This is a genomic window from Halobellus sp. EA9 (assembly GCF_051195055.1).
GTDB lineage: Archaea > Halobacteriota > Halobacteria > Halobacteriales > Haloferacaceae > Haloquadratum > Haloquadratum rubicundus.
This window is the reverse complement of sequence record NZ_JBNTJW010000002.1, coordinates 89,908-110,642: the sequence shown is the minus strand read 5'-3', so window position 1 is coordinate 110,642 and position 20,735 is coordinate 89,908. Positions and strand designations below refer to the sequence as shown.

Genomic DNA, 20,735 nt, shown 5'->3' with positions numbered 1-20,735 from the left:
CACCCATACCTCGGTGATGCAGTATGAGCAGTAACTCATCCGCGACCTCGGCGAAGGCGATATTCGTCGTCGCCGTCGTCGCGGCCGTCCTGGTGAGTGCGGTGCTCGCCCCCGTTGCCCACGACTACGCGACCTCCGCCCAGTCCGACGGGACGGTGTCGGTCATCACGGTCTCCGGCACCATCTCGTCGACGACGGTGGACGGGATCGCAGAGGACCTCCGCAACGCGCGGACCAACGAGTCCATCAAAGCGGTCGTCCTCAAAGTGGACAGCGGCGGCGGGGCCGTCGCTCCCAGCGAGCGATTGTACCTCGAAGTGTTACGAACAGCAGAAGAGATGCCCGTCGTCGCGTCCGTCCAGGGCGTCGGCGCCTCGGGCGCGTACTACGGGATGCTGCCGGCGGACGAGATCTACGTCCTCTCCTCCTCGCAGGTCGGGAGCGTCGGCGTGATCGGGACCGGCGGGACCGTCCCGCTCCCGGACTCCGTCATCCGCACGGGGCCCGACAAGGCCCAGCCGACGACCGACCAGCGACGGCGGACGATCGAGTCGCTCAAGCGGCAGTTCGTCGGGCGCGTGATGGAGCACCGCGGCGAGAACATCACGCTCTCGCGCGAGGAGGTCGCCTACGCGAAGACCTACCTCGGGCCGGAGGCCGTCCAGAACGGCTTCGCGGACCGGATCGGCGCGCTGCCGACGGCGATCGACCGCGCGGCCGAGATGGCCGGGATGGACAACTACGACGTGGCCAGACAGGAGCCGCCGAACTCGCTCGGCCTGATCCTCCTGGCCAGCGACACCGACAACGGGACGATGATCTACAAACGGAGCGATCGGACGAACGGCCTCGCCCCCGTCACGCAACCGCTGATGGTGGACGAAATCCCCTACTACGACCCGGAGGTGTCGGCGAATGCAAGCGCGTGACCTCACCCGTCCCGCGATCGCGTTCGTCGTCATCGTCGGACTGGTCGTCGGCGCCTCGGCGGTCGCCCCGCTCGTTCTCGGCGGCGGCACGCCCGAGGTGACGAACCTCGCCCAGCAGCAGACCGACGCCGACGCGGTCCGCGTCGCCGCCGCCGAGGAGAGCGGCGAGATCACGATGGACAGCGACGCCGAGGGCAAGACGATCCTCGTCGATCAGGCCCACGGGAACGACCTCTCCGACGAGAAGCTCTCGACGCTCGTGAACACGCTCGTCGAGAATGGCCACGAGGTCCGCGTCGTGACCCAAGACCAGGCCCGCGGCGAGGCGTGGAACGAGTCGCTCCGGAGCGCCGACGCGTTCCTCGTCGCCAACCCGAGCCAGCCGTACACGCCCTCGCAGCTCGCGGGCGTCCGCGCCTTCAACGACGCCGGCGGCCGGGTCCTCCTGCTGTCGGATCCGCCCTCCTCCGGCGGCTCGGTGATCAGCCTGCTCGGCCTGGCCGTCTCCCAGCCGTCGAGCGGCGGCCCCAGCCTGAGCTCGGCGTTCGGCGTCTCCGCGCAGTCCGGCTACCTGTTCAACATGCAGGAGTACGAGACCAACTTCCAGAGCGTCTACGCGACGCCCGGGAGCGGCTCGCTCTCGGAGGGCGTCGACCGGGCCGTCTTCCACGACGCGGCCGCGGTCTCGACCGCGGGCGGCCAGACCGCGCTGTCGACGGTCGAGGGGACGAAGCTCTCGACGACGCGCCGCGCCGACACCTACGCGGTGGCGGTGCAGTCCGGCGACGTCGCGATGGTCGGCGACACCGACTTCCTCGCGCCGACGAACGCCTACGTCGCGAGCAACGAGGCCTTCATCGGCAACCTCGCGGACTTCCTCGTGAGCGGCCAGAAGACCGGGAACGCCCCGGCGCCGCCGTCCTCGGGATCGCCGACGGGATCGACCGCGCCGACGCGGCCGACGGCGGTCTGAGACCCGCGGCCACCGCGGACTGAGATCGCCGCTCCCGCGGCCTCCGTCCGGTCTCGGAGCGAAAGCGCGCGATTCTTGACGGCGGCGCGTCGACACCGGCTATGCGACAGTTCCTGATCGTCGGCCACGACGCGCCCACGACGCCCGACTTCTCGCTCGACGACGTCGCGGGCGGCGCCGGCCGCCTCGACGTGCTCTGCCGCTGTGTCACGAGCGCGTTCTTCCTCTCGCACGCGATCCGCGAGGACGTGCGGGTCCACCTCGTCCTCGGCGACGCGTTCACCGTCCGCTTCGACGGCGCGGACCTCCGCCGGCTCAACCCCGACGAGCGGAGCACGGCCGCGCTGATCCGCACGGCGTTAGACCACCGTGAGGACGCGATCGGCCATATGCCCGCCGAGAGCACGCCCGGGGTCTCGATCCGCCGGATGGGCTTCGAGGCGACCCTCGCCGACCTCGCCGACGAGGCGACCGTCGTCGAACTCCACGAGGACGGCGCCCCCGTCGCGGACGTCGAGCCGCCCGCGGACCCGCTCTTCGTGCTCTCGGACCACCGCGACTTCAGCGGCGCGGAGGCCGACCTCCTGGCCGACGCGGCGGACGAGCGGGTGCGGCTGAGCCCCGAGATCCTCCACGCCGACCACGCGATCACCGTCGCGCACAATTACCTGGACACCGGCGGCTACACCACCTACTGAGAGATGACCGACGCCGACGCCGACGCGGGAGACCGCCGGACCACGCACGCGCCCGATCGCGACGACCGCTTTGCGGTCCCGCTCGTCGGCGTCGCCGTCGATCCGGAGACGCGCTGTGCGCACTGGGACGACGCGGTCGACGTCGCGGCGCTCCGCTTCGGCTGCTGTGAGGCGTTCTCGCCGTGTCACGCGTGTCACGCCGAGGCCACCGAGCACGACCCCGAGCCGTGGCCGCACGAGCGGTTCGACGAGCCGGCAGTGTTGTGCGGCGCCTGCGGGGCGACGCTCACGGCGCGGACGTACCTCGACGGCGACGACGCGTGTCCCGCCTGCGGCGCGGCGTTCAATCCGGGGTGTCGACGCCACCGGGATCGGTACTTCGAGGTCCGCGGCGACGGCGAACCGGACCTCGACACCTGACGGGCGCGGCGCGGGCTCTGACGGTTCGGAAGCGTTAAAAGAACGAACGACGACGGTACGAGTGCGGGCCGGTGGGGTAGCTTGGTATCCTTCGGCCTTCGGGTGGCCGTAACCGCAGTTCGAATCTGCGCCGGCCCACTTCTACCCCTGATCAACTGTGAGGAGCGTCAGCGACGAGCACGGTTCGGGGTGTCTGGTCGACGCGCAGATTCGAGCCAGTCAGTCGCGCGCAGCGAAGCGAGCACGTCTGATGCGGTTCGATATCTGCGCCGGCCCACTTCTCCCCCCTTCGTAACGATGAGCCGCCGCTATCGAACCATATTCGCCTTCGACGGAGGAACGCTCACAGCAGCGCCGCCACGATCACCGCGCCGTTCCACACCGTCACGACGAACCCGAGCATACAGAGCGCGAGCGGAACGCCGATGCTGTGCGGGTGGGGGACGATCCGGTACAGGCCGTAAAAGCCCGCGACGACGGCGATCTTCAGCGGTACGAGGAGCGAGAGCCCGTAGGTGTTGATCAGCCAGGCCACGAGCGGGCTCGTCTCGACGACCGTGTGCAGGTGATAGCCCGAGAGCGTCGTGACGACGTCGCCGACGAGAAAGAACACTATCGTCCCCTGCCACCAGAGGGGAGTCAGTCCGGACAGCAGTTCGATCGAGGAGTCCGAGTGGGTGTCAATCATCGTCGGGGGCCTTCGGTGCGGCTTTCGGTCGCGGGGAACGACCACGCGGCGGTTGACGCCGCCTGACGGATGGATGACGTGACGTTCGGAAATTTGATTAGACTGACGTGTACTAAGTGTTTGGTTTGTGCCCCGGTCACACGCGGTCACGCGGCGGCGTACGCGACGAGATATCCCGCTGCGGCGACTGTGAGCGCCGTGAGCGCGCCGACGATCGCGACGAATCGCGGGTCGCCGTCGGGCCGGGCGGACGATCGGATGCCGTCGTCCCCGCGGCCGGACAGCCAGATCCACCCGCCCACGAGGAGTGCGAGCGGAACGATCGTGAATCCGAGGACGTGCGCGTCGGCGATCGTCGGCCGCGGGAGGACGACCGCGGCCGGCGCGTACACGAGTCCGAGGCCCGCACGCGGGTCGACGGCGTCGCGGAGGGCGGTCGGCGACCCGCCCGGGGAGGCCAGCCGCGCGTAGACCGCCACGGCGGCCCAGACCGCCGCGACCTCGACGAAGAGGACCCCGAGGAGGTTCAGCGTCGGATCGACCGCGAGGACGACCCGCTCGGTCAGGAGCGGCGGGCCGAACGGCGACAGCAGCGGCGGCGGCGACGCCAGGAAGACGTCGCCGAACGGGTGGGTCAGAAATCCGACGCCGGCGGCGAGCATCGTCGCGGTAGGTGGAAGAGAGGTTCGTCGGGCGACGGCGGCCCCGACGACGGCCGCGACGAGGAGGAACGCGGCCGCGACGACCGCCGCGGAGAGCCTGACCGTCGAGCGGAAGCCCCACAGGATCGCGAGCCCAGCCAAGAGAGCGACGGCTGCGGTGACGACGGCGGACGGCGACGGGTCGGATCGGCGCGTTCGCCCAACAGCGAGGTGGCCCGCGCCGAAGGCGAGCGTCGCGGCGGCGCCGACGGGGAGCGGGTGGGTGACGACGCGGTGGACGCGGTTCGCGACGCCCCAGAACGCCTCCCAGCCCAGCGGGACCCCGCCGGCGACGGCGGCGGCGTACGTGGCGACGGCGTACGCGACGTCGAGGTCCGGGAGGAGCGCCGCGAGCGCGGCGACGCCCGCGAGCGCGAGCGCGGTCCGCGCGTCGCGGCCGGCGCGGCGCGCACCCCACCCCGCGAGGGCGAACGCGAGGCACTCGTGGCCGACGAACATCGCTCGTCTCGGCGCTGGCCGCCGGGCGAGATAGGTCTTGTCCTCGCGGGGCGTGTCCCGCCGGCGCGGCCGGCGGCGGATCTTTGTCGGACGAGCGCCAACGGAGGGTCGTGAACGGGACCGCCATCGACCACGTGAAACTGCAGATCCCCGCCGACGGGATCGAGACCGCGCTGGCGTTCTACCGGGACGGGCTCGGCTTCGGGATCGACGGGATGGGACTGTACGAGTCCGGCGAGAAGCCGTTCTTCTCGGTCCGGCTCGCGTCCGGGGCCGTGATCCACCTCGAACCGTCCGACGACTTCGCGGCGCCGTCGCGGACCGCCTACGACCACGTCGCCGTCCGCGTCGACGACACGATCGAGGGGATCGAGTCGGCGCTCGACGACGCGGGGATCGAGGTCGACCGCCGGCTCGACCCGCTGGGCGCGACGGGCGTGGCGCCCGCAGTGTACGTCACGGACCCGTTCGGCTACCGGATCGAACTGAAGGCCGAGCGGGGGTAGCCCCGCGAGCGCGGCGACCGACATCGAACGGTTTTTCTCGCTGTTGCCCCGTGCTACACCCAGTCGATGCGATCCAAGGTCCCCGGACTCGGCGGCTCCCGCTCCGCGGAGCGCGCCGGCGCGCTGCTCGCGCTCGCGGGCGTCGTCCTCTTCGTCTCCTCCCTCGTCGTCGGCGCCGCGCTCGCCCCCGACGTCGGCACCGCCGGCGACGGCGAGACGCGACGGACGCTCGTCGGCTCCCAGGGCGGCGGCCCCGGCCTCCACGAGAAGGGCTCGGTCTACCTGCTCGACGGCCGCGAGATCCGGTGGCGCGCCGGCGACACGGACAGCTATTTCGACGTCACGATGCTCCCGGACGGACGGGTGATGGCCGGCTTTATGGACAGCGGCTACGCCGACTGCGGTCCCTACGACGCCCCCTGTACGCACACGGGGTTCCGGATCATCGAGCCGAACGCCGGCAGCGAGGCCGCTCCCGAGGTCGTCTCCGAGTACTCCTTCCCGGTCCGGACGCGGAAGAACAGCGAGGTCCACGACGTCGAGCGGCTGTCTCCCGGAAAGTACCTCGTGACGGACATGGAGTACGAGCGGATCTTCATCGTCAGCGAGGGCGAGATCACCTGGCAGTGGAACGCCAGCGAGCGCTACGACGCGCCCGCGGACCCGACTCGGACCGACTGGCTCCACATCAACGACGTCGACGTCATCTCCGAGGACCGCTACCTGGTCTCCGTCCGCAACGCGCACCAGCTCGTGATCGTCGAGCGCGGCGAGGGCGTCGTCGAGGTGATCAACGCCGACGAGGACCGGAACCCCGACGAGAATCCGAACCCGAAGGGCGACCCGACGGTGCTCCGCCAGCAGCACAACCCCCAGTGGCTCGGCAACGGGACCGTGCTGGTCGCCGACAGCCACAACGATCGGATCGTCGAACTGCGGCGGAATCGAAGTGGGGAGTGGAACGTCGCGTGGGCCCTCTACGGCGCCGAGGGCGTGAAGTTCAACTGGCCCCGGGACGCCGACCGCCTCCCCAACGGCAACACCCTGATCACCGACTCGCTGAACAAGCGCATCGTCGAGGTGAACCGCACAGGCGCGACCGTCTGGAGCTATCAGACGCCGCAGGTGCCCTACGAGGCCGATCGGCTGCCCGCGGGCGAGACGGTCGGCGGCGTCGCCTACGCCGACGGCGGCGGCGCGACGACGATCGGCGAGGGCCGGGATGTGCCCGTGCTGTCGTTCCTGCTCGTCGTCCTCCAGACCGGTCTCCAGACGCCGTTCTGGTTCGGCGAGGCCCACGTTGCGGTCGCGCTCATCTCGCTGGCGTGCGTGCTGGCCGGGGCGGGAACGGCCCTGCGGGGTCGGCTCCGCGGGTAGGGCTGACCGCGAGGACCCCCCTGCTTCTTGCCCGTCGAGGTGGAGACACGGATATGGTCGACAGCGAGCCTTCCAGCGGCGACGACCTGGCCTGGACGACGACCGGGAGCGACATCGACTACGCCTGCCCGGGCTTCGAGGTCCGGCGCGACGACGTGGTCCTGCCGGACGGCACTGAGACGGACTTCCACTACGTCGACGAACCGCCCGCGGTGGTCGTCCTCCCCTTTACGCCCGACGGCGACGTCGTCCTCGTCGAGGAGTGGCGCCAGGCCGTCGGGCGCGTCAACCGCGGCCTGCCCGCCGGGACGGCCGAGTCCGACGACGCCGACCTCGACGCCGCCGCACGCAGAGAACTCGGCGAAGAGACTGGATACGAGGCCGACGCCGTCGAGCACCTCTTCGCCGCCGAGCCGGCCAACGGCCTCCTCAACAGCGTCCACCACTACTTCGTCGCTCGCGGCTGTGAGCCGTCGGGCGAACAGGACCTCGACTTCAACGAGAGCATCCGCGTCGTCACCGCCGACTACGACGACCTCCTGACCGAGGTCCTCGACGGCGGCGTCCGCGACGGCCGGACCGCGCTCGGCGTCACCCGCTACGAACTCACAGAGCGGTGGCGGTGATCGGAACGGGCGACGCTGGCGGGAACGGGCGACGCTGGCGACAGAACCGACGGAGAGACGAAGCGTTTTGACGCGGGGACCCGTACTGCGTGTGTGTCCTCCGAAATCGACTCACCGGGCGACGCAGACGAGGTCGCGCCCGACGGGGGGCGGCTCCGCGAGACCCTCCGCGCCCTCGCGGCCGCCGTGCTCCTGGCAGGCGTCGGCATCGCGGTCGGCGGGGTCCTGGTCCTCGCTGCCGCGGTCGTCTTGGGCCTGTCCGGCGTCGACGTCACGCCGCTCCTGAGTATCGTCCTCTCGCTTGCCCTCGCGACCGGCGTCGGCTTCGGCGGCGTCGCGCTCGCGTATCTCCGGTATCGCGGTCAGGGACTGGACTACGTCGGCGTCGCGGTGCCCTCTCTCCGCGAGGTCGCGTTCGTCATCGCCGGCTACGTGGCGGCGATGGGGTTCCTGGTCGTCGCGTCGGTGATCATCTCGACGACCGGCGCGGAGGCCGCGCCGAACACGGCCGCGGAGATCGGGAGGCAGAACCCCGAGATCCTGCTCCTCCTGGTGCCGGCGTCGCTGCTCCTGATCGGGCCGGGCGAGGAACTGCTCTACCGCGGCGTCGTCCAGAACCGCCTCGGCGAGGCGCTGCCCGCACCCGCCGCGATCGTCCTCGCGAGCCTCATCTTCGCGTCGATCCACTACTTCTCGCTCGCGGGCGCGCCGCGGGCGCGGCTGGTCAGCATCTCCGTGCTCGTGCTCCCGACGCTGGTCTTCGGGACGGTGTACGAACTCACCGACAACATCGTCGTCCCGGCGCTGATCCACGGGATCTACAACGCGACGCTGTTCTCGATGCTGTATCTCACGCTCCAGTTCGCCGGCTCCGAGCAGTTCCCGCAGGCGCTCGTCGCCGGAGTCTTCTGAGCGGCGCGGGCGAGTTCGGGTCTGTGTCCGAGTTCGGGCCCCGAGTCAGAATCCGAATCCGAGTCAGAATCCGGAACCCGAATCGGTCGACGGCGCGTACGCTACACCAACGTCCACGCGAAATAGAGGCCGCCGAGGAGGAACGCGACGCCGACGACCTGGACGAGTCGCCGCCAGCGGGTCGGGAACGCGTTCCCGGCGTCCGTGCCCGCATCCGCCTCTCCCGCCGAGGCGCCGTCCTCGCCGTACCGGCCGTATCGGTCGTCGGGCAGCCGTCCGGCGACCTGGATCCGGACGACGGTCTCGGGCGAGGCGACGAACAGCAGTCCGAGCGCGACCCCGAGGACGGCGGCCGCGAGCGTGCGGAGGTCGACCATCGGCCGTCACCCGCGCAGGCGCTCGATCCGCTTTTCGATCGGCGGGTGCGTCGCGAACAGGCGGGCGAGGCCGCGCTCCTCGCCGAAGATGCAGAGGGCGTTCACCTGCGAGTCGACCGCTGACTCCTGGGTCCGCTCGTTACCCCGGCTGATCTTCTCCAGGGCGCGGGCGAGCGGGTCGCCGCCGCCGATGGCGTCGGCGGCGTCGCTGTCGGCGACGTACTCCCGGTAGCGGGAGATGGCGAAGACGAAGAGCATCACGAGCAGTTGGGTGATCTGGCCGACGACGATCGCGAGGAAGAAGTCCGCGATGTCGTTGTCGCCGGTCAGGAGCACGGCCCACTGGGCGACGATGGCGACGATGGAGGCGACGCCCTGACCGAGCACCATCATCACCACGTCGCGGTTGCGGATGTGCGCGAGTTCGTGCGCGAGGACGCCCTCGACCTCGTCGGCGCTCAGCCGCGAGAGCAGTTCCTCGCTGACGACGACCGTGCCCGCGCCCTTGCGACCGACCGCGAAGGCGTTGGGGACGCCCATCCGCGCGATCATCAGCCGCGGCTTCTCGATGCCCATCGACTCCGAGAGGGACTCGACGCGGCGGTGGATCTCCGGGTACCGGTCCTCGGGCAGGTCCTCGGCGCCGACGCTCCGTATCGCCATCCACTTGCCGACCTTGTACTGGACGCCGACGAAGAGCACGCTCCCGAGCAACACGAGCGAGAGCGGCCAGCCGAAGACGCCCATCACGACCACGGCCGCGACGGCGTAGAAGGCGAACAGGATCGATCCGACGATCGCCATCCGCGCTTTCAGTCCGAGGTGTCTCATACGGGGTTTTGTCGTCCGCGCGGACACAAGAATCCGGTGGTCGGCGGCGAGCGGGGAATCGGCGGACTGCGCTCGAAATATTAGTCGGATGACCGCTCAGACGTGCGTTTATGTACGATGCCGCGGCCAGCGCCACCGTGATCTGACAGTCGCCCCGCGCCGAGAGTGGGTGTTCGGCACGGCGGCGTGGGCCTACGGATCGGGCGTGTCGACTGTACGCTATGCGGCCCGGGAGCGGCGGTGCCGACCGGAAAGCGACGGTTCTTACCGGCGGCTCCCCCTACCCGCGGTATGCGCGATCACTTCGAGGTCCGTCGGGGGGACGCCGCCGGGCGGATCGGTCGGCTGTCGGTCCCCCGCGCGGGCGTCACCGTCGAGACGCCGGCACTGATGCCGGTCGTCAACCCGAACATCCGGACCATTCCTCCGAGAGAGCTCGAATCCGAGTTCGGCGCGGAGATCCTGATCACGAACTCCTACATCGTCCACAGCACCGACGACCTCCGCGAGCGGGCCGTCGAGGAGGGGCTCCACGACCTCCTCGGCTTCGACGGCGCGATCGTCACCGACTCGGGCTCGTTCCAGCTCGCGGAGTACGGCGAGATCGACGTGACGACGCGGGAGATCCTCGACTTCCAGCACGAGATCGGTTCGGACGTCGGGACGCCGATCGACATCCCCACGCCGCCGGACGTCGGCCGGGAGCGCGCCGAGCGCGAGCTAGAGCAGACCGAGGCGGCCCTGCGGGACGCCGAGGCCGCCGACACCGGCGAGATGCTGGTGAACGCGCCGGTGCAGGGGTCGACGTACCCGGACCTGCGCGAGGCGGCCGCCGGCCGCGCGGACGCGACCGACCTGGACGTGTTCCCCGTCGGCGCGGTCGTGCCGCTGATGAACAGCTACCGCTACGCCGAGATGATCGACGTCGTCGCCGCGGCGAAGCGCGGCCTCGGCCGCGACGCGCCGGTCCACCTGTTCGGCGCGGGCCACCCGATGATGTTCGCGCTCGCGGTCGCGGCCGGCTGCGACCTCTTCGACTCGGCGGCGTACGCCATCTACGCGCGCGACGATCGCTACCTGACCGTGCGGGGAACCGAGCACCTCGAAGACCTGGAGTACTTTCCCTGCTCTTGTGCGGTCTGCGCCGCGCACGATCCCGAGGAACTGCGCGGGTACGGCGACGAGGAGCGCGAGCGCCTGCTGGGCGAGCACAACCTCCACGTGTCGTTCGCCGAGACCAGGCGCGTGAAGCAGGCGATCCGCTCGGGGAACCTCCTCGAACTGGTGGAGTCGCGGGCGCGGTCCCACCCGGCGATGCTCGACGGCTACCGCGCGCTCCTGGACCACGCCGACCAGCTGGAGCGCGAGGATCCGATCTCGAAGGGCTCGTTCTTCTACCTCTCCGAGGAGTCGGCGCGCCGGCCGGAGGTGCGGCGCCACCACGAGCGCGTGACGCGACTCAATCCGGAGGGGGAAGTGCTGCTCACCGAGGGCGGCATCCCCTCGGGCGACGCCTACGACGCGGCCTGGCGGGTCGTGCCGCCGTTCGGACCGTTCCCGCGGGCGCTCTCGGAGACGTACCCGCTCACGGCCGAGGTCCCAGATCGGAGCGACCGGCGCGCGCAGGAGGCGGCCGCCGAGGGCGTCCGGGAACTGGTCGAAGCCAACCCCGGTACCGAGTTCGTCCTCGCGCACGACGACTGGCCCGCGTCGGCGCTGGCTCGGGTCCCCGATCGGGTCGCAATCGAGACGCTCGGCGGCGGTCGGTAGCCGACGCAGTCACCGCTCATCGAGCGCGACGTCGGCCATCCGCTCGGAGAAGTCCCACGAGTGGAGTCGCTCCGGTGACACCCGGATGCGGACCTCCTCGCGGCCGGGCCCGAGCAGGCGGTTGCCCAGTTCGTTGTCGGTCCCGCCGAGGTACCGCTCGAAGAGCGCCCGGAGCAGTCGCTTTTCGGTGTCCGGCTCGATCGACGCCGTCCCGCGGCCGCGGACGCCGCGGTACGGGTAGTCGTTGGTCGAGACCTCGAAGGAGACCTCGGGCTCGTGGCGGAGGAAGTCCAAGACGTCCGCGTCGGCGCTCGTGGCACAGAGGATCTCCCGGGCGGCATCGGCGTCGTCGAGGCCCTCGGCGGGCGACCACCCCTCGTCGTCGACCGCGTCGCCGTCGGCCCAGACGTACCACAGCGAGAGCATCCAGGGGGTGCCGCCGGGCGTCCGGCAGCCGAGGCGAACGGGCACCCGGGCCGCCGTCAGGAACTCGTCGATCCCGGGGCGGGACCACGCGCCGGAGACGTGCATACGCGGGGATGGGACGCGGGGTGGCAAAAGTGCGCGGGCCGACCCGGGTTCGGCGGGGGCAGGAGCAGGAGCGGGAACGGGAGCGGGAGCGGGAGTGAGAGGCGAAATGAGGGCTCGCGAACAGACAGATAATTCACGCTCGACAGCGCATGCGGGTGTATGACCGATTACTTCGAGGTACACAGGCGCGACGGGGCCGCCCGCCTGGGGGAGCTCCGGCTCTCTGATCCGCTCCGGACGCCGGCGCTCGTCGACGGGAGCGTCGACGACGCGGGCAGCCTCTGGACGGACGAGCGCGGCGTCCCGAAGGGGTACAGGGAGATCCTGACGGTCCTCCCGCACCGGTCGTTCCCGGCTGGCACCGACGAGCGCGTCCAGGAGTCGTTCGCGGTCGACTACCCCGACGTCGACTACCCGAGCGCGGCGGTCGTCACGCCCGAGACGGCCGACGACTACGGCGCCGACGCGTACATCCTCTCGAACGCGAGCGGGTTCGTCGGACACGCCGCGGCCTTCCGCGAGGAGCTCACCGCCGCGCGCGAGGCGCTGCCGGCCGACACGGCGATCTACCTCTCGGGAGTCGCGACCCCGCGCAACGCCGTGACGCTCGTCTACGCCGGCGTCGACCTCCTCGACGCCAAGCGGGCGCGCGTCCGCGGCCTCGAAGGCTTCTATCTCACCTCGGAGGGCGAGTACTTCCTCGAAGACCTCGACGAACTGCCGTGTTCCTGCCCGGCGTGTCGCGGCAAGCACGTCGGCGAGGGCGTCCGCGGCGACGACCCGACGTCGGATCCGGCCGCCTTCGACCGCGAGGACTGCGCCGACCACAACGAGTACGCCCTCGAATCGGAACTGGCGACGGTCCGCCGGCGGATCCGCGACGGCCGCCTCCGGGACTACATCGAGGGACAGGCCCGTCACGACCAGTGGCTCACGGCGGCGTTCCGGGAGTTCGACCAGCAGTACGGCTACCTGGAGGAGCGGACGCCCGTCGTCCGCGACACCGAACTCGCCGCCGCGACCGAAGACAGCCTCCGGCGCGTCGAGATCCAGCGGTTCGCCGAGCGCGTGACGACCCGGTACCGAAACCGGTTCTCGAACCCCCTCGTGTTGGTGCCGTGTTCGGCCACGAAGCCATACAGCGAATCCCAGAGCCACGCGCAGTTCCACGACGCGATCCAGTACCGCGGGCACGTCGCGTCGATGACGTCGCCGATCGGCGTCGTCCCGATGGAACTGGAACTCACCTACCCCGCCCAGCACTACGACACCGTCGTCACCGGCCGGTGGTCCGAAGACGAGAAGTCGTTCGTCGCCGACGTCCTCGGGCGCTACCTCGACCGCAACGACTACCCGCGGGTGATCGCGCACGTCCCCGACGAGGGCTACCGCGAGATCTGCGAGCGCGTCGCGGCCGACGTCGACGTCCCCTTCGAGTACACCGTCGAGGACCACCCGACGACGACCGATTCGCTCGCGAATCTGATGTCGACCCTCGACGAGGAGCTGAAATACAGCCGCCGCGAGCGCCAGCACAACACTGTGAAGGCGCTCGCGGACTACCAGTTCGGCCCCGGCGCGGGCGACGACCTCTTCACGGACGTCGACCTGCAGGTCACGAGCCGCTATCCGAAACTGCAGGTCCGCGACGGCGACACCGAGGCGGGAGACGGCAACGACGACGGCCAGCAGTTGGCGACGATGGTCCCGCAGTACGGCGTCCTCTCGCTCACACTCGACGGCGCCCGCGTCTGGGCGGAGTCCGACGTGCCGACGAAGCGCGTCGAGATCGACGAGTTCGTCCCGCACGGGAGCGTGCTCGCACCGGGCGTCGTCGACGCCGACCAGGAGATCCGCGTCGGCGACGAGGTCGTCGTCGAGGGGCCGCGCGCCTTCGGCGTCGGCCGCGCGCAGATGTTCGGCGCGGAGATGGCCGAGTCGACCCGCGGCGAGGCGGTGCAGATGCGGCACGTCGAAGAAGTAGAGGAGTCGTAGGAGGCACGTATGCCGCCGACAGTCGCCGCGTGCCAACTCGACGTGAGCGACCTAGCCGTCGGAGCCAACCTCGGCGCCGTCGAGCGCCGGGTTCGGGACCTTCCGGACCGCGTCGACGTGGCGGTCTTCCCGGAGTACGCGCTCACCGGCTTCGTGGCCGACGACCGCATCCGGGACGTCGCCGTCGACCGTGACGGAGAGCCCGTAGACCGAATCGAGGCGCTGGCGCGTGAATCGACGACGGACCTCCTCGTCGGCTTCGTCGAGCGCGACGGCGACGCGCTGTACAACGCGGCGGCCTACGTCGCGGCCGACGGATCGAAGACAGTCTACCGGAAGCGACACCTCTGGGGCCGCGAGCGGGAGGTGCTCGAACCCGGCGACGACCTGGTGACGGTCGACTCGCCCGTCGGCGAGGCGGGAGTCCTCACCTGCTACGACCTCAACTTCGTCGAAGACAGCGCCGCGCTCGCGCGCCCGGAGGTCGAGGCGCTGTTCGTTCTCGGCGCCTGGCCCGCGGCCCACAGCGAGAACTGGACCCTCCTTCTGCGTGCGCGGGCGCTCGACGGCGTCCGGTGGGCGATCGGCGCGGGTCGGACCGGCAGGCGGAAGCTCGCCGCCGCCCGCGAGGTCGCGTACGCGGGCCGGTCGCTAGTCGCGCGCCCCGACGGCGGGCTCCGTGCGAGCCTCGACCGCCGCGCGGAGGACCTCGTCGTCGATCTCGATCCCGAGGCGCTCGCGCGGCAGCGGGACTTGGTCGGGATCTACGACGAGGAGGGCGGACGCGGCAGCGAGTTGGGCGCGAACGAGTGAGTCGCCGATGCCCGCGACTTTTTCATCCCGGCCTCCCTCGGTCGAGGTATGACGGACAACGCACCGGAGACGGACCGCGAGGTCTCCCTCGGCGTGCCGCAGGGGGTTCTCGAATCGCTCCCGGAGGACGGCCAGAACGCCGCGGCCGACATGAAAGAGGCCGTCGCGGGGTTAGAGCGAAGCCTCCAGGGAGCGATCGACTCGGCCGACTCGGACTCGGAGGCGGCGGGCTACGCCGTCGACGCCATCGAGCACCTCGAAGACCGGATGGAGACCTACGACGGCTTCGTCCCGGAGCTCCGCGCGTGGGGGCAGTCGCCGATCTACGCGATCGCGTGGCGGAACCTCTACGCCGAGGTGATCGCCCAGCTCTACGAGCACGAGTGGCTCGCGGACCACATCGACCGCGAGCGGAACTACCGGATGGTCGAAGACGGCATCCGGTTCGGGGACTGACAGGACTTCGGGACGGCGGCGTCCGCGACGCACACCAGCGCGCATCTTTTTTGCCGGCCGCGCTCCAGATTGGAGTATGTCGTTGCAACTGCGGTTCTTCGCCACCTTCCGGGAGGCGGTGGGGACGAAGACGATCACCCGCGACTACGACGCCGACACCGTCGGCGACGTCCTCGTCGCGATCGAACGCGAGTTCGAGGGGCTGGCCGGCGAGATTCTGGACGACGGCGCGGTCCGACCGCAGGTGAACGTCCTCCTGAACGGCCGGGACGTAGAACACCAGTCGGGCGTCGAGACGCCGATCGAACCGGACGACACGCTGAGCATCTTCCCGCCCGTCGCGGGCGGGGCGGGGAACGCGTGAGCGCCGAGTGGGAGACCCGCGAGCGGTCCTACCGGGGCATCTCAGTCCGGCTGGCTCGCAAGTACCTCGGAAAGCTCGGCGGCACCGCCGTCGACGACGAGCGCGTCGAGGCCGACGACTGGGCCGCCTCGCTGTCGGCCTCGAAGGTCTCGATCGGCCCGACGCTGGAACTGACCGAGGTGACGGTGACGTTCGAGGGCGACCCCGACGCCCTGGACGACCTCATCGAGCGCTTCTCGCAGAAGGCGATGCGCGCCGGGGGCTGAGGGGGACGATGATCGGCGACGGCGCCCCGCGCGGCGGTGACGGGCCCGAGGACGCGGACTCCGAGGGGCCGACGGTCCCGCTCGACGGCGACGTGCTCCTGTACGCGGGCGCGACCGCCAGCGTCGCGCCGGGAGAGCTCGGACCGCTGCTCCGCCGGGTGCAAGCGGCGCTCGGCGGTCGGATCGACCGATACCGACGGGCGTACGAGTGCGTCGCCGACGACGGGGCGCGCGCGGTGTTTCTCTGCCCCGAGGGCCACTGGGCTGAACTCGGCGCGGAGCTGGAACTGACCGACAAGGAAGCCGAAGCCGCCGAACGGGCGCACGCCCAACAGCTCCGGCGGATCGGCACCGAACAGGGTCGCCGGGGCGAACTGGAGACGGCCTTAGAGATCAGGGAGGCGGTCGTGATCGGCCGCGACGGCGGGGCGAAAGCGCAGGAGCAGTAGGAATGACGCGGTGAGGAGTCCTCAGGACTCGTTGCGCTCTTCGGCGGAGTTCGAGCGCTCCTCGACGGCCTCGTAGTACCGCGAGAGGAACTGCACGCGCGAGTGATCGGCGTCGTCGCCCGCGCCGTCGATCGACTCGGCGTCGGCGGCCGTATCGAAGGCGGCCTCGCGTTCGAGGTCGACCAGGAGGGCTTCGAGGTCGCCCCGGGGCTGGTGACAGAGGTCGCGGTAACACTCCTTGCAGAGGTGTTCGAACGACTTGCCGTGTCGCTCCCAGCGGTTGCCGTGCTTGTCGTACTCGCGCGCCTCCGAGCGGGCGAGCGACGTCCCGCAGGCGATGCAGACCACCGTCGTCTCATCCCGGTTGTTCCGGGAACGCCACATACGGAAGCCCACGACCCACCCGCACTTAGCGTTTTTCCGCGCGGCCCGACGGCGGGGGCGAGTCCGCAGGCCGGGGCGGGGACGGGGATCACGAGTCCGGCCGTGTCGCGTCATTTATCGGCCGGCGCGCCGTTCGGCCGTGTATGCAGGTCAAATCCCGACACCACCTCCGCGCCGACGAGATCGACGACCTGGAGGCGACCATCGAGGCGGGAACGGGCGTCGAACTCGACGGCGACACCTACGAGATGGTCGAACTCGCCGACGAGTCGTTCGACGTCGTCCTCGTCGACGGCGAGCCCGACGTCGTCCGCCTGGAGGGCGAACCGTCGCTGACCGTCCGGGGCGCGAACCGCCACGAGCCCACGAGGAACGTCGTCACCGTCGACGCGGGCGCGATCTCGTTCGTCAGCGACGGCGCCGACGTGATGCGGCCCGGCATCGTCGAGGCCGACGGCGAGATCGAGGCGGACGACCTCGTCACGGTCGCCGAGGAGACCCACGGGAAGGTGCTGGCGATCGGCCGGGCGCTCGTCGGCGGCGACGAGATGACGGGCGACTCCGGGAAGGTCGTCGAATCGATCCACCACGTCGGCGACGACCTCTACGAGTTTTCGGTCTGAGGGCCCCGAGGCCGCCGCTCCGGCCCGCAGTCACGGTCCAGCACCCGGGGCGTCAGACGCGCGTCTGACGTAAGAACTAACGTGTTACTGGCGTTTGGGAGTGGTATGGGGATAATGAGCAAGATCATCAGCGGGGGCGGACAGCACACGACCGACGAGTACCTCGACCTCGACGTCGAGGGGATCGAGGGGTCGACCGGCGAGGCCGGCGCCGGGATGCGCGTCCGCATCGCGACGATCAGCGGGAAACAGGACGTCATCGACATCAAGGACGCCGTCTACGACGGCGACCTGGTGATCGCTGACATCACGCGCCACACGACGAGCGACAGCACGATGGAACACATTATGGACGACCTCCGGCAGGTCGCCGAAGAGGTAAACGGCGACATCGCCCAGAAGGGCGACGATCAGGTCATCATCGCCCCCACCGGCGTCGGCGTCGCGCGGCAGAAACTGAACTGAGTCGCGCCCGCGGTCAGTCCCGTTCGGCGGTCGGACCCGAGCGACGACCGCCGTGTCGACCGCCGGAACCGACGAACTTTCCTCTCCGCTCTCCGTACCGCCGCCCAGATGAGCAAGGACTTCATCGAGGTTCGAGGTGCGGAGGAACACAACCTCAAGGACCTCGACGTCCGGATTCCGCGGGAGACGTTCACCGTCGTCACCGGGCTCTCGGGGTCGGGCAAGTCGTCGCTCGCCTTCGAGACCGTCTACGCCGAGGGCCAGCGGCGGTACATCGAGTCGCTGTCGGCGTACGCCCGCAACTTCCTCGGGCAGATGGACAAGCCCCAGGTCGAGGCCGTCGAGGGGCTCTCGCCGGCGATCTCGATCGACCAGAAGAACGCCGCCAACAACCCCCGCTCGACGGTGGGGACCGTCACCGAACTGCACGACTACCTCCGGCTGCTGTACGCCCGCGTCGGGACGCAGTACGATCCCGTCACGGGCGAGGAGGTCGGCGAGCAGTCCGCCCAGGAGATGGTGAGCCAGCTCCTCGAACTCCCGGAGGGCACCCGCGCGAAGATCGCCGCGCCGGTCGTCCGCGACCAGAAGGGCGCCTTCGAGGACCTCTTCGAGGACCTGGTCAGCGAGGGCTACGCGAGAGTGGAAGTCGACGGCGAGGAGTTCGACCTGACGCTCGACGAGCCGGACCTGGACAAGAACTACGACCACACGATCGACGTGATCGTCGACCGCGTGAAGATGCGGACGGCGGACCGCTCGCGGATCGCCGACTCGGTCGAGACGGCCCTGGAGGAGGCCGACGGCGTCCTGAAGGTGATCGTCCCCGACCCGCCCGCGGACGTCCCCTTCGCCTCCAACACCCGCTCGACCGGCGCACTCGCCGGGGAGGGCGACGACCGGCTCGTCGTCGAGTTCTCGGAGGAGCTCGGCAATCCGAACTCGGACTTCCAGTTCTCCGAGATCGAGACGCGCTCGTTTTCGTTCAACAGCCCGCACGGCGCCTGTCCCGAGTGCGAGGGGCTCGGCCAGACCAAGGAGGTCGACGAGGACCTCGTGGTTCGGGACCCCTCGAAGCCGATCAAGCACGTCTTCGAGGCGTGGTCGTACAACCGCTCCTACTATCGAACGCGGCTCGACTCGGTCGCCGAGCACTTCGGCGTGAGCGTCGACACGCCGTTCGAGGAGCTCGATCCCGAGATCCAGCGGCAGTTCCTCTACGGCACCGACGAGGAGGTCGTCTTCGAGCGGGAGACCCGGAACGGAACGAGACGGAAGACCAAGCGCTTCGAGGGCGTCATCCCGAACCTCGAACGCCGGCACGTCGAGACCGACTCGGAGTCGACCCGCGAGCACATCGAGGACTACATGGCCGTCACCACCTGCCCCGCCTGCGAGGGGACGCGCCTGAAGGAGCAGTCCCGGCACGTGCTCGTCGCGGGCACCTCGATCACCGAGGTGAACCGGATGAGCATCGGCGACGCGCTCGATCACTTCGAGGGCCTGGAGGAGGAACTCACCGACCGCGAGCGGACGATCGCCGAGGAGATCCTCAAGGAGATCCGCGCGCGCCTCGGCTTCATGGAGGAGGTCGGCCTCGAATATCTCACGCTCGACCGCGAGGCCTCGACCCTTTCCGGAGGAGAGAGCCAGCGCATCCGTCTCGCGACCCAGGTCGGCTCCGGGCTCGTGGGCGTGCTGTACGTCCTCGACGAGCCCTCGATCGGGCTCCACCAGCGCGACAACGACCGGCTGCTCGACACCCTCGAAGGACTGCGTGACCTCGGGAACACCCTGCTCGTCGTCGAGCACGACGAGGAGACGATGCGCCGCGCGGACAACATCATCGATATGGGTCCCGGTCCGGGCAAGCGCGGGGGCGAGATCGTCGTCCAGGGCGACTTCGACGACGTCTGCGACACCGAGGAGTCCGTCACCGGCGACTACCTCGCCGGGCGGAAGGAGATCCCCGTGCCCGAGGAGCGCCGCGACTCCGACTCCGAACTGCTGATCCGCGGCGCGCGCCAGCACAACCTCAAAGACCTCGACGTCGAGATCCCGATCGGTCAGTTCACCGCGATCACCGGCGTCTCCGGTTCGGGGAAGTCGACCCTGATGCACGAGATCCTCTACAAGGGCCTGGCCCGCGAGATGAACGACAACACCTCGGTGGATCCCGGCGACCACGACGCGATCGAGGGGATCGACGAGATCGAGACCGTCCGCCTGATCGACCAGTCGCCGATCGGTCGGACGCCCCGCTCGAACCCCGCGACCTACACCGGCGTCTTCGACTACGTCCGCGAGCTGTTCGCCGAGACGAAGCTCGCCAAGCAGCGCGGCTACGAGAAGGGCCGCTTCTCGTTCAACGTCAAGGGCGGTCGGTGTGAGGCCTGCGGCGGGCAGGGGACCGTGAAGATCGAGATGAACTTCCTCTCGGACGTCTACGTCCCCTGCGAGGAGTGCGACGGCGCGCGCTACAACGACGAGACGCTGGACGTCGAGTACAAGGGCAAGACGATCGCCGACGTGCTCGATATGGAGGTCTCCGAGGCGCTCGAATTCTTCGAGGCCAACTCCCAGCTCCGCCGGCGGCTCCAGTTGCTCGAAGACGTCGGCCTCGGCTATATGACGCTCGGCCAGCCGTCGACGACCCTCTCCGGCGGAGAAGCCCAGCGCGTGAAGCTCGCCGAGGAGCTGGGCAAGAAGCAGACCGGCGACACGCTCTATCTCCTCGACGAGCCCACGACGGGGCTCCACAAGGAGGACGAGCGCAAGCTGATCGAGGTGCTCCAGCGGCTCACCGACAACGGCAACACGGTCGTCGTCGTCGAGCACGAACTCGACCTGGTGAAGAACGCGGACAACATCGTCGACCTCGGGCCCGAGGGCGGCGAGCACGGCGGCGAGGTCGTCGCGACCGGCACGCCCGAGGCGGTCGCCCGGGCCGAGGAGTCCCACACGGGGCGGTACCTCCGCGATCTGCTCCCCGACGTCGACGCCGAGGGGCCGCGCTCGGACCGACGGACGCCCGCCAAGCCCGCCGACGACGACTGACCGCCGTTTTCCGGCCGAGCGTTTATATGCGATCGCCGGGCCAGACGCCCCGTGATCTGAGAGCC

At 70.1% G+C, this 20,735-nt stretch carries 24 protein-coding genes and 1 tRNA gene; 19 read left to right on the top strand and 6 right to left on the bottom strand.

Features of this window, described 5'->3' with window-relative positions:
- The first annotated feature begins 23 nt into the window (after positions 1–23).
- From ACQUQ0_RS03400 to ACQUQ0_RS03380, 5 genes are all read left to right on the top strand, one after another.
- Positions 24–929 (top strand): S49 family peptidase, encoded by a 906-nt coding sequence (locus ACQUQ0_RS03400; protein WP_435183177.1) that lies wholly within the window; start codon positions 24–26, stop codon positions 927–929.
- A complete protein-coding gene (locus tag ACQUQ0_RS03395) occupies positions 916–1,902 on the top strand; it encodes a DUF4350 domain-containing protein (protein WP_435183175.1) in 987 nt (328 codons plus the stop codon). Before ACQUQ0_RS03400 ends, ACQUQ0_RS03395 begins: the two co-directional genes overlap by 14 nt.
- Positions 1,903–2,003: 101 nt before the next feature.
- Positions 2,004–2,600: a tRNA (pseudouridine(54)-N(1))-methyltransferase TrmY gene (trmY, locus tag ACQUQ0_RS03390; RefSeq protein ID WP_435183174.1), complete on the top strand. Its 597-nt coding sequence runs from the start codon at positions 2,004–2,006 to the stop codon at positions 2,598–2,600.
- Between the two features lie 3 nt (positions 2,601–2,603).
- A complete protein-coding gene (locus tag ACQUQ0_RS03385; RefSeq protein WP_435183173.1) occupies positions 2,604–3,020 on the top strand; it encodes a CHY zinc finger protein in 417 nt (138 codons plus the stop codon).
- A gap of 65 nt (positions 3,021–3,085) precedes the next feature.
- A tRNA-Pro gene (locus tag ACQUQ0_RS03380) sits at positions 3,086–3,158 on the top strand.
- A gap of 205 nt (positions 3,159–3,363) precedes the next feature.
- Here ACQUQ0_RS03380 and ACQUQ0_RS03375 read toward each other — a convergent pair.
- The gene (locus ACQUQ0_RS03375) at positions 3,364–3,708 is read right to left on the bottom strand and encodes a hypothetical protein (RefSeq protein ID WP_435183172.1); all 345 of its coding nucleotides are present in this window, start codon (positions 3,706–3,708) and stop codon (positions 3,364–3,366) included.
- A 146-nt stretch (positions 3,709–3,854) separates the two neighbouring features.
- On the bottom strand, positions 3,855–4,868 hold the full coding sequence (locus ACQUQ0_RS03370; protein WP_435183171.1) for a metal-dependent hydrolase: 1,014 nt from the start codon (positions 4,866–4,868) through the stop codon (positions 3,855–3,857).
- Positions 4,869–4,978: 110 nt separating this feature from the next.
- Between ACQUQ0_RS03370 and ACQUQ0_RS03365 the strand changes: the two genes are divergently transcribed.
- The 4 genes from ACQUQ0_RS03365 to ACQUQ0_RS03350 all read left to right on the top strand — a co-directional run bounded on the left by ACQUQ0_RS03365 (position 4,979) and on the right by ACQUQ0_RS03350 (position 8,289).
- Entirely contained in the window at positions 4,979–5,374 is a 396-nt protein-coding gene (locus ACQUQ0_RS03365; protein ID WP_435183170.1) for a VOC family protein, read from the top strand.
- 66 nt (positions 5,375–5,440) lie between these two features.
- On the top strand, positions 5,441–6,751 hold the full coding sequence (locus ACQUQ0_RS03360; RefSeq protein WP_435183169.1) for an aryl-sulfate sulfotransferase: 1,311 nt from the start codon (positions 5,441–5,443) through the stop codon (positions 6,749–6,751).
- A gap of 53 nt (positions 6,752–6,804) precedes the next feature.
- Positions 6,805–7,377, top strand: a complete 573-nt coding sequence (locus ACQUQ0_RS03355; RefSeq protein ID WP_435183168.1) for an NUDIX hydrolase — start codon at positions 6,805–6,807, stop codon at positions 7,375–7,377.
- A gap of 93 nt (positions 7,378–7,470) precedes the next feature.
- A complete protein-coding gene (locus tag ACQUQ0_RS03350) occupies positions 7,471–8,289 on the top strand; it encodes a CPBP family intramembrane glutamic endopeptidase (RefSeq protein WP_435183167.1) in 819 nt (272 codons plus the stop codon).
- Positions 8,290–8,390: 101 nt separating this feature from the next.
- Here ACQUQ0_RS03350 and ACQUQ0_RS03345 read toward each other — a convergent pair whose 3' ends face one another.
- Positions 8,391–8,666 (bottom strand): hypothetical protein, encoded by a 276-nt coding sequence (locus tag ACQUQ0_RS03345; protein WP_435183166.1) that lies wholly within the window; start codon positions 8,664–8,666, stop codon positions 8,391–8,393.
- Positions 8,667–8,672: 6 nt separating this feature from the next.
- Positions 8,673–9,497, bottom strand: coding sequence for a M48 family metallopeptidase (locus ACQUQ0_RS03340; RefSeq protein WP_372386507.1), 825 nt, complete (start codon positions 9,495–9,497; stop codon positions 8,673–8,675).
- A 291-nt stretch (positions 9,498–9,788) separates the two neighbouring features.
- Here ACQUQ0_RS03340 and tgtA point away from each other — a divergent pair, with 291 nt between their 5' ends.
- Positions 9,789–11,267 carry a tRNA guanosine(15) transglycosylase TgtA gene (tgtA, locus tag ACQUQ0_RS03335; protein WP_435183164.1) on the top strand — a complete coding sequence of 493 codons (1,479 nt, stop codon included), beginning with the start codon at positions 9,789–9,791 and terminating at the stop codon, positions 11,265–11,267.
- A gap of 9 nt (positions 11,268–11,276) precedes the next feature.
- Here tgtA and ACQUQ0_RS03330 read toward each other — a convergent pair whose 3' ends face one another.
- On the bottom strand, positions 11,277–11,798 hold the full coding sequence (locus tag ACQUQ0_RS03330) for a pyridoxamine 5'-phosphate oxidase family protein (protein ID WP_435183163.1): 522 nt from the start codon (positions 11,796–11,798) through the stop codon (positions 11,277–11,279).
- A gap of 159 nt (positions 11,799–11,957) precedes the next feature.
- Between ACQUQ0_RS03330 and arcS the strand changes: the two genes are divergently transcribed.
- From arcS to ACQUQ0_RS03300, 6 genes are all read left to right on the top strand, one after another.
- A complete protein-coding gene (gene arcS / locus ACQUQ0_RS03325; RefSeq protein ID WP_435183162.1) occupies positions 11,958–13,793 on the top strand; it encodes an archaeosine synthase subunit alpha in 1,836 nt (611 codons plus the stop codon).
- A gap of 9 nt (positions 13,794–13,802) precedes the next feature.
- On the top strand, positions 13,803–14,606 hold the full coding sequence (locus ACQUQ0_RS03320) for a carbon-nitrogen hydrolase family protein (RefSeq protein WP_435183161.1): 804 nt from the start codon (positions 13,803–13,805) through the stop codon (positions 14,604–14,606).
- Positions 14,607–14,654: 48 nt separating this feature from the next.
- Positions 14,655–15,062: a hypothetical protein gene (locus tag ACQUQ0_RS03315; RefSeq protein ID WP_435183160.1), complete on the top strand. Its 408-nt coding sequence runs from the start codon at positions 14,655–14,657 to the stop codon at positions 15,060–15,062.
- 76 nt (positions 15,063–15,138) lie between these two features.
- Complete coding sequence (locus ACQUQ0_RS03310) at positions 15,139–15,426, top strand: ubiquitin-like small modifier protein 1 (RefSeq protein ID WP_435183158.1); 288 nt, start codon at positions 15,139–15,141, stop codon at positions 15,424–15,426.
- On the top strand, positions 15,423–15,692 hold the full coding sequence (locus ACQUQ0_RS03305; protein WP_372386514.1) for a hypothetical protein: 270 nt from the start codon (positions 15,423–15,425) through the stop codon (positions 15,690–15,692). Before ACQUQ0_RS03310 ends, ACQUQ0_RS03305 begins: the two co-directional genes overlap by 4 nt.
- An 8-nt stretch (positions 15,693–15,700) precedes the next feature.
- Positions 15,701–16,141 carry a hypothetical protein gene (locus ACQUQ0_RS03300; protein ID WP_435183156.1) on the top strand — a complete coding sequence of 147 codons (441 nt, stop codon included), beginning with the start codon at positions 15,701–15,703 and terminating at the stop codon, positions 16,139–16,141.
- 21 nt (positions 16,142–16,162) lie between these two features.
- Here the strand turns inward: ACQUQ0_RS03300 and ACQUQ0_RS03295 are convergent, their stop codons facing one another.
- Positions 16,163–16,525: a DUF7562 family protein gene (locus tag ACQUQ0_RS03295; protein ID WP_435183155.1), complete on the bottom strand. Its 363-nt coding sequence runs from the start codon at positions 16,523–16,525 to the stop codon at positions 16,163–16,165.
- A gap of 143 nt (positions 16,526–16,668) precedes the next feature.
- On the opposite strand from ACQUQ0_RS03295, the gene ACQUQ0_RS03290 reads away from it, so the two are divergent.
- The 3 genes from ACQUQ0_RS03290 (at position 16,669) to uvrA (ending at position 20,670) form a co-directional block, all read left to right on the top strand.
- Positions 16,669–17,148, top strand: a complete 480-nt coding sequence (locus ACQUQ0_RS03290; protein WP_372386517.1) for an RNA-binding protein — start codon at positions 16,669–16,671, stop codon at positions 17,146–17,148.
- Positions 17,149–17,253: 105 nt separating this feature from the next.
- Positions 17,254–17,613, top strand: coding sequence for a cell division protein SepF (locus tag ACQUQ0_RS03285; RefSeq protein ID WP_372386518.1), 360 nt, complete (start codon positions 17,254–17,256; stop codon positions 17,611–17,613).
- Positions 17,614–17,721: 108 nt separating this feature from the next.
- A complete protein-coding gene (gene uvrA / locus ACQUQ0_RS03280) occupies positions 17,722–20,670 on the top strand; it encodes an excinuclease ABC subunit UvrA (protein WP_435183154.1) in 2,949 nt (982 codons plus the stop codon).
- Positions 20,671–20,735: the final 65 nt, after the last annotated feature.

What these genes read in the sequence shown, in the direction of transcription:
- ACQUQ0_RS03400 (WP_435183177.1), top strand. Translation starts at nt 24, where the DNA reads ATGAGCAGTAACTCATCCGCGACCTCGGCGAAGGCGATATTCGTCGTC.
- ACQUQ0_RS03395 (WP_435183175.1), top strand. Translation starts at nt 916, where the DNA reads ATGCAAGCGCGTGACCTCACCCGTCCCGCGATCGCGTTCGTCGTCATC.
- trmY (WP_435183174.1), top strand. Translation starts at nt 2,004, where the DNA reads ATGCGACAGTTCCTGATCGTCGGCCACGACGCGCCCACGACGCCCGAC.
- ACQUQ0_RS03385 (WP_435183173.1), top strand. Translation starts at nt 2,604, where the DNA reads ATGACCGACGCCGACGCCGACGCGGGAGACCGCCGGACCACGCACGCG.
- ACQUQ0_RS03375 (WP_435183172.1), bottom strand. Translation starts at nt 3,708, where the DNA reads ATGATTGACACCCACTCGGACTCCTCGATCGAACTGCTGTCCGGACTG.
- ACQUQ0_RS03370 (WP_435183171.1), bottom strand. Translation starts at nt 4,868, where the DNA reads ATGTTCGTCGGCCACGAGTGCCTCGCGTTCGCCCTCGCGGGGTGGGGT.
- ACQUQ0_RS03360 (WP_435183169.1), top strand. Translation starts at nt 5,441, where the DNA reads ATGCGATCCAAGGTCCCCGGACTCGGCGGCTCCCGCTCCGCGGAGCGC.
- ACQUQ0_RS03355 (WP_435183168.1), top strand. Translation starts at nt 6,805, where the DNA reads ATGGTCGACAGCGAGCCTTCCAGCGGCGACGACCTGGCCTGGACGACG.
- ACQUQ0_RS03345 (WP_435183166.1), bottom strand. Translation starts at nt 8,666, where the DNA reads ATGGTCGACCTCCGCACGCTCGCGGCCGCCGTCCTCGGGGTCGCGCTC.
- ACQUQ0_RS03340 (WP_372386507.1), bottom strand. Translation starts at nt 9,497, where the DNA reads ATGAGACACCTCGGACTGAAAGCGCGGATGGCGATCGTCGGATCGATC.
- tgtA (WP_435183164.1), top strand. Translation starts at nt 9,789, where the DNA reads ATGCGCGATCACTTCGAGGTCCGTCGGGGGGACGCCGCCGGGCGGATC.
- ACQUQ0_RS03330 (WP_435183163.1), bottom strand. Translation starts at nt 11,798, where the DNA reads ATGCACGTCTCCGGCGCGTGGTCCCGCCCCGGGATCGACGAGTTCCTG.
- arcS (WP_435183162.1), top strand. Translation starts at nt 11,958, where the DNA reads ATGACCGATTACTTCGAGGTACACAGGCGCGACGGGGCCGCCCGCCTG.
- ACQUQ0_RS03320 (WP_435183161.1), top strand. Translation starts at nt 13,803, where the DNA reads ATGCCGCCGACAGTCGCCGCGTGCCAACTCGACGTGAGCGACCTAGCC.
- ACQUQ0_RS03315 (WP_435183160.1), top strand. Translation starts at nt 14,655, where the DNA reads ATGACGGACAACGCACCGGAGACGGACCGCGAGGTCTCCCTCGGCGTG.
- ACQUQ0_RS03310 (WP_435183158.1), top strand. Translation starts at nt 15,139, where the DNA reads ATGTCGTTGCAACTGCGGTTCTTCGCCACCTTCCGGGAGGCGGTGGGG.
- ACQUQ0_RS03300 (WP_435183156.1), top strand. Translation starts at nt 15,701, where the DNA reads ATGATCGGCGACGGCGCCCCGCGCGGCGGTGACGGGCCCGAGGACGCG.
- ACQUQ0_RS03295 (WP_435183155.1), bottom strand. Translation starts at nt 16,525, where the DNA reads ATGTGGCGTTCCCGGAACAACCGGGATGAGACGACGGTGGTCTGCATC.
- ACQUQ0_RS03290 (WP_372386517.1), top strand. Translation starts at nt 16,669, where the DNA reads ATGCAGGTCAAATCCCGACACCACCTCCGCGCCGACGAGATCGACGAC.
- ACQUQ0_RS03285 (WP_372386518.1), top strand. Translation starts at nt 17,254, where the DNA reads ATGGGGATAATGAGCAAGATCATCAGCGGGGGCGGACAGCACACGACC.
- uvrA (WP_435183154.1), top strand. Translation starts at nt 17,722, where the DNA reads ATGAGCAAGGACTTCATCGAGGTTCGAGGTGCGGAGGAACACAACCTC.